Raw genomic sequence first — 10,397 nt, 5'->3', positions numbered from 1 at the left:
TTCATTCGCCCTGCGTGACGCGGAACGTCACGGGAGGCATTCCCACGCGGAGCGTGGGAACGATCAAGTCCTGAGCGGGCTAGTTGGGGACGTGTAGGGGCGAATTTATTCGCCCTTGTGACGCGGAGCGTCCCGGGAGGCATTCCCACGCGGAGCGTGGGAACGATCAATGAGAGGCGGGCCCAATTCTGGCGGCATGCATGTGGAGAGCGCTGGCGGTGCTTTGGTAAGGTCCGACCTCCCCTCAACTTACGAAAGGAACTCGTATGGCAAAGCCCGCTGCTCGTGCTTCTGATCCCACAAGCTGCCCTGTTCCTGGGCATGGTACCAATCCGATAGCTGTAGGCTCTCCCAATGTCCTCTTCGATGGGCTTCCAGCGGCGCGTCAAGGTGATGTGAGTGGCTGCGGTAGCCCGCTGGTTTCCGGACTGTCCTCCACTGTTTTCATTAACGGCATGCCGGCCGCTACCGTGGGCAGTAGTGGCTCGCATGGGAATGTGGTGATTGCTGGCTCTGGCACGGTACTTATCGGCGACAGTTTTTCGCCTGCCCCTTTCACTCCTCCCACGCCTCTTGCCCTTAGCAAGACCTACGCCCGAGTGTTCGCTGTTACGGACAGCGAAACCGGTGCTTGTCTTGCCTATCGAGAATTCCTTGCGGTAGTGGACGGGCGCGAAGAGCGCGGGGTGACGGATGGCAACGGCGTGGCCCATATCCAAGCGCCTTCGGAGTCGTCGACCATCGCGCTGCACGTCCTGTTCAAATCCCCGGCGCACATGCTTACTGAGCTATCGGGGGACGACCAATGACTGAGGGCATGTTCAAGACAACAGTCAAGGCGCAGGAGGTCAAGCCTGGGCAACCGCCTGTTCCAGTCGCGATTACTGTCAACGACAGGGCGGCAACACGTGAGGCGATCATTCGCAAAGTTCGCTCGCTCAAGCATCAGTTCGTAGAGCGTTCGCAGTGGGGAGCCCATAAGGCCAAAGGATCAATGGTCGACGATTGGGACTACACCATGATTGCGCTGCACCATGCTGGTCGGAGCTATTCGTGTGGCAGTGGTACCGAGCAGATGCTTGCAACCCAGGAAGATCACTTGGATGGTCGGTATGATGACATTGGCTATCACTTCGGGATCGATTGTTCAGGAATCATTTACGAAGGCCGTGATATCCGTTTCAAAGGGTCCAGCGTTCTTGAGTACAACACCGGCGTCATTGGTGTAGTCCTGCTGAACAACCTGACTACTGCCGAAGAGGGGGACGACTTGGTCGCGTTTGGTCGCGAAGCGCTGGAGTCAATCGGAGTCAACACAACCAACCGAATTCCCGCTCCGCAGGTCGATGCGGTAGTGACCTTGGTCTCCGCATTGAAGAGCGTCTTTGTCATCAAGCACTTTGGTGGACACAGGGAGTACCCAGGTCAGCGTGCTGAAGGAAAGGTATGTCCCGGTAATGTCGGAATGGAGCTGGTAAAGGCCATTCGAAGCAAGACTCAACTATTGCCTCCACCCACATCATGAAAAAACTCATCATCCCTGCCGTGTTGGCCCTCCTCGCCGTGCTGTTCATCGGGTACTACAAAGCCATTGATGATGCGGAACTCAACACCGTGTTCTTCATCAAGAAATACCCCACATTTCAAATGAAGTTTGAAAACCTCTTCGCCAACGATGCCGATAACAAGAAGCTGCACGAACTGAATGATGAGGAGCGTCAGCTTGTTATCGACTATTGCAAGTACCGTCTGGGAATAGAGACCGAGCTGAGAACCCAGGGAGAGCTGGAGGCTTGTAAGCAGCGGTAGGGCTGCCCCCATTTGCACTCTTCTCGGCGAACTGTAGGGGCGAATTCATTCGCCCTGCGTGACGCGGAGCGTCACGGGAGGCGTTCCCACGCGGAGCGTGGGAACGATCAACGAATGCACTCGCCCCCTGCGGATGGCATAGCGCCATAACCCAGGGTTTTAAGCTGCTCCCAAACGGCATAACCGGCCGTTCCGCTTCGTCTATCGTCACGGGTATATCGCCGATTTTTCTCCTCGTTCGCTTGTTTTACCCCCGCGCCGGCCGTATCGCAGCGGGCGGGTCGGGTTCCCGGAGGGTGGGCGTTTCCGCTCGCCTTACAGGAGGTTCGCGTTGCCGCCGGGAGGGCTTTCCGGGTTGCCTCGGTTGCGGTGGCGTATCGGCCCGGCGTTGCTCAAGCCAACAGAAGGAGATTGTGATGACTACTCCCAAGAAAGCCGCGTTGCTGGCCTTGCTTGGCGCCTCGTTCGTGACGGCCGGCGCCTGGGCGGCGGAGCCCGCCTTCATTGCCGCCAAATCGTCCGAGCTGAACTGGGTTCCCGCACCGTCGGTGGGGCCCGGGGCGATGCTCGCTGTGATCGAAGGCGATCCCAAGACCGGCGACCCTTTCACCATGCGCCTGAAGCTGCCGGCGAACACCCGGATCGGCGTACATACCCATCCGGTGACCGAGCGTGTCACGGTGATATCGGGCACGTTCTACTTCGCCACCGGCGACAAGTTCGACGATGCCCAGGCTGCTGCCTATCAGGCGGGTGACATGTTGGTCATTCCGGCCGGCATGCCGATGTTCGCCGGCACCAAAGAGGGGGAGGCCGAGTTGCAGTTGCACGGTGCGGGCCCTTGGGGCATCAGCTATCTCGATCCGGCGGACGATCCCAGGAAGCAATGACGCGGCAGCACGCCCTCGCCCTGGCGGAAGCCTGCCGTCGGGGCGGGTGTTGTGCGTGTCTGTCTGGCATGAGGGACCGAAGAGTGCTGGAGTGCGAGGGGAGCCCAAGGCTTGCTGGAGTCGGCTGCCGTTTCGACGATAGCGACAAAATATGGCGCCACGCACAATGGCAACCCGAACGAACCGCCTCTATCTCACCGAGACCACCATGCCCACGATCCCCGCTGCTTTTTCCCGTCGCCCGTCCCGCTGCGAGCCCAGGCCGTGAGCGGGGCCATGGTCGAGTGGGTGCGGACCGGCCCGGAGCAGGCCGAGCTGATCCGTAACCTGTACCAGTTCTACGCCTACGAGTCCTCGGACTGGGAGCAGGAGGACGTAGAGCTGGATGGCCGTTTCTATATCCATGAGGCGCATCTGGCACGTTATTGGCGGGAGCCGGGCTGGAGCGCCAATCTGATCCTGGTGGATGGTTTCATTGCCGGTTTTTTGCTGATCGAGCGTAGCGAGTTGCCGGATGTGGAGGCCCTGGAACTGGCGGATCTGTTCGTCTTGAAGAAATATCGGCGGCAGGGGATCGGCCGGGCGCTGGCCGTGCAGGTGCTGTCGAGCGGCGAGAGCGATTGGCTGGTGCGCTTCTACCGCCAGGACGAAACGGCGCTGGCCTTCTGGCGCGCGGTGCTGGCCGAGTTGCCCAGGCCGGTGCATACCCTCGAGCCGGATGACGACCCGCAGCTGCTGACGTTCCTGATTCCCCGGACGACCCACTGAGCTGTCCGGCCTGGGTACGGCGCATGTTGTGCGACAGGATCATTCCTTTGTCATTTTCGATCATTGAGCCGGTCTGGTCCGGGTCGTATCGTCCGTTCACACCGCACGGACGGCGTATCGGTCCGGGGCGGGCCTCCACAAGAACAACGATCGAGAGGAAGACACGATGTCCGAATTGAACCTGCACCCCCAGGCCGCCGCTTCGTTGCAACACTGGCACGGAATGATCGACCGGCACGACCTATCGTCACTGCCCGAGCTGCTGGCGGAGAGCGTGGTGTTCCGTTCGCCCATGGCGCATACGCCATACCCGGGGGCGCCGGTGGTTTCGACCATCCTCAATACGGTGCTCCAGGTCTTCGAGGATTTCCGCTACCACCGCCAGTTGGCCACGGCCGATGGCCTGAGCGTGGTGCTGGAGTTCAGTGCCCGGGTCAACGGGCGTGAATTGAAGGGCATCGACATGGTCCGTTTCGACGAGCAGGGAAAGATCGTCGAGTTCGAAGTCATGGTCCGTCCCATGAGCGGCTTGCAGGCGCTCGGCGAGGAGATGGGGCGGCGGTTGGGGGCCTACTTGGCGGCGGCCAAGGGCTAATGGCCCCGCCCGCCGAACAGGAGCTGCAAATGCCGCAGCACCTTGCGTTCGAAGTTCTCCGTTGTATCCGCTGACGGCGGGCTGCCTGGGCCGAGGATGCGATAGTCCGGGCCCTGCCATTTGGCGAAGTGGTTGATGTCGCGTTTGACGAACTCCTTGTAGGCGCGCCACTTGTTCTCGTTTTCCGGCGGGATGCTGCTGCCGGAGACTTCGCCGCTGGCGGCCTTGATCATCCGTTCCGAACCGCTGAAGCCGACGCTGTTGCGTTTCGCTTCGCTGCCGTTGAAGGTGTAGCTGCTGGGATAGACGTTCTCGATTCCTTGTTTCGTTTGGTCCAGGAAACGATTGGTGTTCCTGTCGAAGTCGGCGCCGGGTTGGCCGATCACGTGAGCCCAGTTGTTCCAGGCTTTCCTCGCGTCGTGCTTGATGTGATGGAAGGCCGCCAGCACGTTGACGAACCCCACCAGGCCCCGGCCGGTCTCGGCGGCGGCGCTGCCCACCAGCACGCACAACAGCGAGAGCGGATGCCAGCGCACCGGGAGGACGGTGCGGCGGGGCGAGAGGATCAGGTCGACGTTGTTGCAGATGTTGGCGATGCAGTCGATGTCGTCGCGGGTGTGCTTCTGCTTCATCACGCGGATGGCCACGGTGAGCAGGCTGTCGATGAAGTCCGGCGTGTATTGCATCAGTTGGCGGCCGATGTCTTCGTAGCGTGCGTCGGCGTGGCAATCGCCACCGTCGGCGCGCAGCGAGGGGTAGCAGTACGGGTGCAGGGGAAACTCCCGGGACGGCGAGCGCAAGACGGCGTAGCGGGTTTCGCCGACGAGGAAGTCGACGCTGCCGTCGGCGGTGAACTTCTGTCGGGCGAAGCTGAAGAGGTACTTGAACACCTGCTGATCGTAGAGGTCGACCTCGCCGCCAGTCTTGTGCTTGTCGGTGACCGGGGCGTGCAGATCGCGCAGATCGGCGATCGCACTGACGAGGGCATAGAGCGGGGCGGTTGGGCGGTCGGTGCTGGCGTGGCTGGCCAGACCCGCGGCACATCCGGGATGCCCGCAGACCGCCAGGCGCTCGGCATCGGGCCCCCGCAGGCGTTCGTCGGTCACCGACCAGTGGCCGTTGGCGCAGCGGTAATAGAACGGGCCGCTGGTGCGATGCTGTGCGGCCAGTGCCGGGCCAGGCGCGATTTCGTACACGGGGCCGGCCAATGGGCCACGGCAATTGCGGTCGCCGCAGACGTAGTAGCCCAGGCTGGCGGGTGGCGTCGGGATGCGGTTCCAGTGTCCGGCAATGCACAGTTGGAATTGCATGGATGGCCTCGTGGATGGTCGGAACCGGGGCAGGGCGATGACGCCGGGGCCGCCAGATTGAGGCGGGCCCTTTTCCTGATAGTCGCTGGTGCGCGATGTGTCGAGGCGCAGGGACGTAAAGATTTGCCATCGATCCCGTCTGTAGGGGCGAATTCATTCGCCCGGCAGAGTTGGGTTGGGCGAATGAATTCGCCCCTACAGTGTGAGTTTTGGATCGAGGCCCAGATAAGCCAGGGTGCAATCCGGGAGCACGGTCCCTATGTAGGAGCGAGCTCTGCTCGCGATTGGGGCCTCGCAGGAGCTTCGCCAGCAGAGCTGGCTCCTACGGAAAAGCATGGTCCGTTGTAGGGGCGAATGAATTCGCCCTACAGGTCTGGCTTGGGTGTCGCTTTGTTCCAGCGCCGCTCGATGACGCCTGACGAGGCAGCCTTGAGCAGGCGCTTGAAGGTCGGGCATTCCAGGTGACTGGGAGCAGGGCAGGCCGCCGCGTGCCGTAGCCCTTTGCTCATGGCTTCGAGGCGTTTGATGAGGGCGTCGATCTCGTCGGCTTTCGTCGCCAGCAGTTGCCGGTCGATGTTCGGCGTACCGTCGGGGCTGAACATCGAGCGAATCTCATCCAGCGATAACCCGGCCGCCTGGCCCAAGGAAATCAGGGCCAACTGATCGAGAATGCCGGGCCCGAACCAGCGCCGGGTCCCTTGCTGGCTGAGGGAGACGATCAGGCCCTTCTTTTCGTAGAAACGCAGTGTCGATGCCGGTATTCCGCTGCGTTTGGCGACTTCGGCGATGTCCATCCGTACCCTCTTGACTTGAAGTTGACTTCAACTTCTACAGTGAGCTCCGACACCTCCACTCGTCAACGACCAAGGGGCTTATATGACGCTACTGCATGACATCATCCAGATCGCCCTCATCGGCATCGGCGCTACCGCCGTCATGGATATCTGGCTCAGCCTGCTCAAGCGCCTGGGCGTTCAGACACTCAACATCGCATTCATCGGACGCTGGGTCGGCCACCTGTTCCGGGGGCGCTTCGCCCACGCTGCCATCGCCAAGGCGCAACCCATTCCCGCTGAATGGGCCCTGGGCTGGCTGGCCCACTATGTCATTGGCATCGCCTTCGCGGGCTTGCTGGTGGCGGTCTTCGGAATGAACTGGGTGGCCAACCCGACCCTGCTGCCTGCCGTGCTGGTCGGGATGGGGACCGTGGTTGCGCCGCTGTTCCTGATGCAGCCCGCCATGGGGGCCGGCTTTGCCGCCTCGAGAACACCGACGCCCTTGAAGAACTGCCTGCGCAGCCTGGCCAACCACACGGTCTTCGGCCTGGGGCTTTTCATCGCCGCGCTGCTGATCGACTGGATCGCTCGATAGCTCGAATAACTGACCCAAGGAACCTAACGCCATGAAGAAACTCGCCGTCATCTACCACAGCGGCCACGGCCACACCGAACACATCGCCCGGCAGATTTACGCAGGCGCCCAGGGCGTGCCGGACACCGAGGTCCATCTGCTCAAGGCCGAGGACCTGGGCAGGACGCCGGACGACCTGCTCGGATTCGATGGCTATATCCTCGGCTCGCCCACCTATTTCGGTGGCGTGTCCGGTCCCTTCAAGAACTTCATGGACACCACCGGGCCGCTCTGGCGTGCGCAGAAGCTCAAGGGACGGCTCGCGGCCGGGTTCACCGTGTCGTCGCTGCCGGCGGGGGACAAGCAGTCGACGCTCCTGTCGCTGTTCGCGTTCTGCATGCAGCACGGGATGCTCTGGGTGGGCAATCCGATCCTGCCTGAGCAGCATGCGGGCGTGCCTTATGAGGAAGCGGCCAACCGGCTCGGCTCCTGGTCGGGGTTGATGGCCCAGTCCAGCCACTCCGCTCCGGCCGATGCCTTCGCGCCGGGGGATATCAAGACCGCGCGGATATTCGGCCGGCAGTTTTCCGAAACCCTGCACCGGCTCGCCGGCCTCGCCTGAGTGGAGGTGTCCATGCTTCCCAAGCGCTTCGCTCCGTTGCTGTTCAGCCTGATTCTCTCCGGCCTCATGTCACTGCTGGTGTCCGGCATTTCCACCTACCGGGCTGCCGGGCTGGGGCCGGGTTTCCCCAGCCTGTGGTGCGGTGCCTGGCTGATGGCCTGGCTCTTTGCCTTTCCGGCGGTACTGTTGGTCACGCCGGTGGCGCGGTCGCTGGTCGGGTGGCTGGTCAGGGCGGAATAAAGGTAGCCAGCCAAGCGATGAGTGAGATCGACAGGATCGTTCAAGAAATTCGCAGAATCGTGCAAGCGCCGGAGCGGGGCGATCCGGCAACCTGCGTTGTATCGGCCGACAAGGCCCTGGCTTTCGTATGGAGACATTCATGGCCACAACGCTCGTGCTCAATGGCAAGAACATCACCCTCGATGCAGACCCCAGCATGCCGCTGCTCTGGGCGATCCGCGAAGTCGCCGGGCTGACCGGCACCAAGTTCGGTTGCGGCATGGCGCAATGCGGCGCCTGTACGGTGCATATGGACGGGCAGGCGGTGCGCTCCTGCGTGTTGCCGCTGTCCGCCGTCGCGGGTAAGCACATCACCACCATCGAGGGTCTGGAAAGCAAGCCCGCGAAGGCGGTCCAGGCCGCTTGGGTGAAATTGCAGGTGCCGCAGTGCGGCTACTGCCAGTCCGGGCAGATCATGTCGGCGACGGCGCTGCTCGAACGCAACGCCGCGCCGAGCGATGCCGACATCGACGCCGCGATGAACGGCAACATCTGCCGTTGCGCCACCTATGCGCGCATTCGCGATGCCATCCACGAAGCTGCCGACACGCTGAAGGCCTGAGCCCATGACCACTCGACTCGATCTCCCGGAATTGCAGCAACCGTCCCGCCGGACCTTCCTGAAATCCGCCGGTGTCGCGGCCGCCGGCCTGCTGATCGGCTTCCAGTGGATCGGTAGCGGAGGGCGCGCCATGGCCGCCGATCCGGCCGAGGGCACCTTCGCACCGAACGCCTTCCTGCGCATCGGCCCCGACGACAGCGTTACGGTCATCGCCAAGCACGTCGAGATGGGCCAGGGTGCCTATACCGGCATTGCCACCATCCTCGCCGAGGAGTTGGACGCGGACTGGCGCAAGGTGCGCGTGGAAAGCGCGCCGGCCGACGCGGAGCGCTACGCCAACCTCGCCTGGGGAAAGATGCAGGGCACGGGCGGCAGCTCGGCGATGGCCAATTCCTGGATGCAGTTGCGCGAGGCCGGCGCCAAGGCGCGGGCGATGCTGATCGCGGCGGCGGCTGCCGCGTGGAACGTGCCGGTCTCCGAGCTGACCACCCGTGAGGGCGTGGTCCATCACGCGGCCAGCGGTCGCCAGGCCAGCTACGGTTCGCTCGCGGCTGCGGCATCGAAGCTGCCGGTGCCGGAGAACGTCACGCTGAAGTCGCCCGAGGAGTTCCGCCTGGTCGGCCGGCAGGCGCCGCGGGTCGATGCCGCGGCGAAGTCCGACGGTACCGCGCAGTTCACCCTCGACGTGACGATGCCCGGCATGCTGGTGGCGCTGTTGCAGCGGCCGCCGCAGTTCGGTGCGACGGTGAAATCGTTCGATGCCTCGGCGGCCAAGGCGGTGCCGGGCGTGGTGTCGGTGGTGCAGGTTCCGCGTGGCGTGGCGGTGGTCGCCCAGGGCTTCTGGGCGGCCAAGCAGGGGCGCGATGCACTCAAGGTCGAGTGGGACGATTCCAAGGCGGAGAAGCGCAGCAGCGATGCAATGCTCGCCGAGTACCGCCAGCTCGCCGAGAAGCCCGGCCTGCCGGCGCGGGTGGAGGGCGATGCGGCCACTGCGTTGGCCGGAGCGGCGAAGACGGTGTCGGCCAGCTATGAATTCCCCTACCTGGCGCATGCGCCGATGGAGCCGCTGGATGCGGTAGTCAAGCTGACGGCGGACCGCTGCGAAATCTGGACCGGCGCACAATTCCAGACTATCGACCAGGCGAACGCGGCGAAAACGGCCGGGCTCGAACCGCAGCAGGTGACGATCCACACCCTGTACGCCGGCGGCAGCTTCGGCCGTCGCGCCAATCCGGGCTCGGATTACATCGTCGAGGCAGTGTCGATTGCCAAGGCGCTGGGTGCCAACGGTACGCCGGTGAAGCTGCAATGGACCCGCGAGGACGACATCCACGGCGGGCTTTATCGGCCGATGTACGTGCACAAGCTGGAAGCGGGCCTGGATGCCGAAGGCAAGCTCATCGGCTGGCGGCACCGCATCGTCGGCCAGTCGATTCTCGCCGGCACGCCGTTCGAGCAAATGATGGTCAAGGATGGCGTCGATCACACCTCGGTGGAGGGGGCGGCGAACCTGCCCTATGCGATCCCGAACATGTCTGTGGAGTTGACCACCACCCAGGCCGGCGTGCCGGTGCTCTGGTGGCGGGTGGTCGGCAGCTCGCATACCGCATTTGCGGTCGAGGCGTTCATCGACGAGGCCGCGCAGGCGGCGGGACAGGACCCGCTCGCTTTTCGCCGTGCGCTGCTCGCGAAGCAGCCGCGCCTGCTCGGTGTGCTCGAACTGGCCGCCGAGAAAGCCGGCTGGGACCCGGCCAAGCCGCTGCCGAAGGGCCGTGGGCGTGGGATCGCGGTGGCCGAGGCGTTCAACACCTATGTCGCCCAGGTCGCGGAAGTGACGGTGGATGAGAAGGGCCAGGTCAAGGTGGATCGCGTGGTCTGCGCCGTGGACTGCGGCACGCCGATCAACCCGGACATCATCGCCGCGCAGATGGAGGGCGGCATCGGCTTCGGCCTTGGCGCGGTGATGCACAGTGCGATCACGCTGAAGGACGGCAAGGTCGAGCAGAACAACTTCGACGGCTACCAGGTACTGCGGATCGCCGAAATGCCCAAGGTCGAGGTGCACATCGTGCCCTCCGGCGAGGCGCCCACCGGCGTCGGCGAGCCGGGTGTGGCCCCGGTCGGCCCGGCGGTGGCGAATGCGATCTTCGCCGCCACCGGCAAGCGCGTGCATACGCTGCCGTTCCTGTCCCAGGGACGCCTGGCCTGATGG

Annotated in this window: 13 protein-coding genes; 11 read left to right on the top strand and 2 right to left on the bottom strand. The window is 63.6% G+C overall.

What is annotated here, in order from left to right:
• Positions 1–266: 266 nt before the first annotated feature.
• The 6 genes from PIN01S_RS18370 to PIN01S_RS18345 all read left to right on the top strand — a co-directional run bounded on the left by PIN01S_RS18370 (position 267) and on the right by PIN01S_RS18345 (position 4,062).
• A complete protein-coding gene (locus PIN01S_RS18370; RefSeq protein ID WP_084337627.1) occupies positions 267–809 on the top strand; it encodes a PAAR domain-containing protein in 543 nt (180 codons plus the stop codon).
• Positions 810–817: 8 nt separating this feature from the next.
• Positions 818–1,525, top strand: coding sequence for a peptidoglycan recognition protein family protein (locus PIN01S_RS18365; RefSeq protein WP_244505976.1), 708 nt, complete (start codon positions 818–820; stop codon positions 1,523–1,525).
• Positions 1,522–1,809, top strand: a complete 288-nt coding sequence (locus PIN01S_RS18360) for a hypothetical protein (RefSeq protein ID WP_084337623.1) — start codon at positions 1,522–1,524, stop codon at positions 1,807–1,809. The genes PIN01S_RS18365 and PIN01S_RS18360 overlap by 4 nt, the downstream gene beginning before the upstream one ends.
• A 416-nt stretch (positions 1,810–2,225) precedes the next feature.
• Positions 2,226–2,699 carry a cupin domain-containing protein gene (locus tag PIN01S_RS18355; protein ID WP_084337621.1) on the top strand — a complete coding sequence of 158 codons (474 nt, stop codon included), beginning with the start codon at positions 2,226–2,228 and terminating at the stop codon, positions 2,697–2,699.
• Positions 2,700–2,975: 276 nt separating this feature from the next.
• Positions 2,976–3,467: a GNAT family N-acetyltransferase gene (locus PIN01S_RS18350; RefSeq protein WP_084337619.1), complete on the top strand. Its 492-nt coding sequence runs from the start codon at positions 2,976–2,978 to the stop codon at positions 3,465–3,467.
• Between the two features lie 166 nt (positions 3,468–3,633).
• Positions 3,634–4,062 (top strand): nuclear transport factor 2 family protein, encoded by a 429-nt coding sequence (locus tag PIN01S_RS18345; protein WP_084337617.1) that lies wholly within the window; start codon positions 3,634–3,636, stop codon positions 4,060–4,062.
• Here the strand turns inward: PIN01S_RS18345 and PIN01S_RS18340 are convergent.
• Positions 4,059–5,372 (bottom strand): hypothetical protein, encoded by a 1,314-nt coding sequence (locus tag PIN01S_RS18340; RefSeq protein ID WP_084337615.1) that lies wholly within the window; start codon positions 5,370–5,372, stop codon positions 4,059–4,061. The two genes, PIN01S_RS18345 and PIN01S_RS18340, sit on opposite strands and share 4 nt — an antisense overlap.
• A gap of 365 nt (positions 5,373–5,737) precedes the next feature.
• Positions 5,738–6,166, bottom strand: coding sequence for a helix-turn-helix domain-containing protein (locus PIN01S_RS18335; protein ID WP_084337613.1), 429 nt, complete (start codon positions 6,164–6,166; stop codon positions 5,738–5,740).
• A gap of 82 nt (positions 6,167–6,248) precedes the next feature.
• Here PIN01S_RS18335 and PIN01S_RS18330 point away from each other — a divergent pair, with 82 nt between their 5' ends.
• The 5 genes from PIN01S_RS18330 to PIN01S_RS18310 all read left to right on the top strand — a co-directional run bounded on the left by PIN01S_RS18330 (position 6,249) and on the right by PIN01S_RS18310 (position 10,394).
• Positions 6,249–6,743, top strand: a complete 495-nt coding sequence (locus tag PIN01S_RS18330) for a DUF2938 domain-containing protein (RefSeq protein ID WP_084337611.1) — start codon at positions 6,249–6,251, stop codon at positions 6,741–6,743.
• 31 nt (positions 6,744–6,774) lie between these two features.
• Positions 6,775–7,344, top strand: a complete 570-nt coding sequence (locus tag PIN01S_RS18325) for a flavodoxin family protein (protein ID WP_084337609.1) — start codon at positions 6,775–6,777, stop codon at positions 7,342–7,344.
• Positions 7,345–7,356: 12 nt separating this feature from the next.
• The gene (locus PIN01S_RS18320) at positions 7,357–7,584 is read left to right on the top strand and encodes a DUF2798 domain-containing protein (RefSeq protein ID WP_084337607.1); all 228 of its coding nucleotides are present in this window, start codon (positions 7,357–7,359) and stop codon (positions 7,582–7,584) included.
• A 139-nt stretch (positions 7,585–7,723) separates the two neighbouring features.
• Positions 7,724–8,185 carry a (2Fe-2S)-binding protein gene (locus PIN01S_RS18315; RefSeq protein ID WP_084337605.1) on the top strand — a complete coding sequence of 154 codons (462 nt, stop codon included), beginning with the start codon at positions 7,724–7,726 and terminating at the stop codon, positions 8,183–8,185.
• Positions 8,186–8,189: 4 nt separating this feature from the next.
• Positions 8,190–10,394, top strand: coding sequence for a xanthine dehydrogenase family protein molybdopterin-binding subunit (locus PIN01S_RS18310; RefSeq protein ID WP_084337603.1), 2,205 nt, complete (start codon positions 8,190–8,192; stop codon positions 10,392–10,394).
• Positions 10,395–10,397 lie beyond the last annotated feature (3 nt).

The sequence above is a fragment of the Pseudomonas indica NBRC 103045 genome, from assembly GCF_002091635.1.
In the GTDB taxonomy this organism is placed as follows: Bacteria; Pseudomonadota; Gammaproteobacteria; order Pseudomonadales; family Pseudomonadaceae; genus Pseudomonas_M; species Pseudomonas_M indica.
This window is presented reverse-complemented; position numbering and strand designations above follow the sequence as displayed.

What these genes read in the sequence shown, in the direction of transcription:
- PIN01S_RS18370 (WP_084337627.1), top strand. Translation starts at nt 267, where the DNA reads ATGGCAAAGCCCGCTGCTCGTGCTTCTGATCCCACAAGCTGCCCTGTT.
- PIN01S_RS18365 (WP_244505976.1), top strand. Translation starts at nt 818, where the DNA reads ATGTTCAAGACAACAGTCAAGGCGCAGGAGGTCAAGCCTGGGCAACCG.
- PIN01S_RS18360 (WP_084337623.1), top strand. Translation starts at nt 1,522, where the DNA reads ATGAAAAAACTCATCATCCCTGCCGTGTTGGCCCTCCTCGCCGTGCTG.
- PIN01S_RS18355 (WP_084337621.1), top strand. Translation starts at nt 2,226, where the DNA reads ATGACTACTCCCAAGAAAGCCGCGTTGCTGGCCTTGCTTGGCGCCTCG.
- PIN01S_RS18350 (WP_084337619.1), top strand. Translation starts at nt 2,976, where the DNA reads ATGGTCGAGTGGGTGCGGACCGGCCCGGAGCAGGCCGAGCTGATCCGT.
- PIN01S_RS18345 (WP_084337617.1), top strand. Translation starts at nt 3,634, where the DNA reads ATGTCCGAATTGAACCTGCACCCCCAGGCCGCCGCTTCGTTGCAACAC.
- PIN01S_RS18340 (WP_084337615.1), bottom strand. Translation starts at nt 5,372, where the DNA reads ATGCAATTCCAACTGTGCATTGCCGGACACTGGAACCGCATCCCGACG.
- PIN01S_RS18335 (WP_084337613.1), bottom strand. Translation starts at nt 6,166, where the DNA reads ATGGACATCGCCGAAGTCGCCAAACGCAGCGGAATACCGGCATCGACA.
- PIN01S_RS18330 (WP_084337611.1), top strand. Translation starts at nt 6,249, where the DNA reads ATGACGCTACTGCATGACATCATCCAGATCGCCCTCATCGGCATCGGC.
- PIN01S_RS18325 (WP_084337609.1), top strand. Translation starts at nt 6,775, where the DNA reads ATGAAGAAACTCGCCGTCATCTACCACAGCGGCCACGGCCACACCGAA.
- PIN01S_RS18320 (WP_084337607.1), top strand. Translation starts at nt 7,357, where the DNA reads ATGCTTCCCAAGCGCTTCGCTCCGTTGCTGTTCAGCCTGATTCTCTCC.
- PIN01S_RS18315 (WP_084337605.1), top strand. Translation starts at nt 7,724, where the DNA reads ATGGCCACAACGCTCGTGCTCAATGGCAAGAACATCACCCTCGATGCA.
- PIN01S_RS18310 (WP_084337603.1), top strand. Translation starts at nt 8,190, where the DNA reads ATGACCACTCGACTCGATCTCCCGGAATTGCAGCAACCGTCCCGCCGG.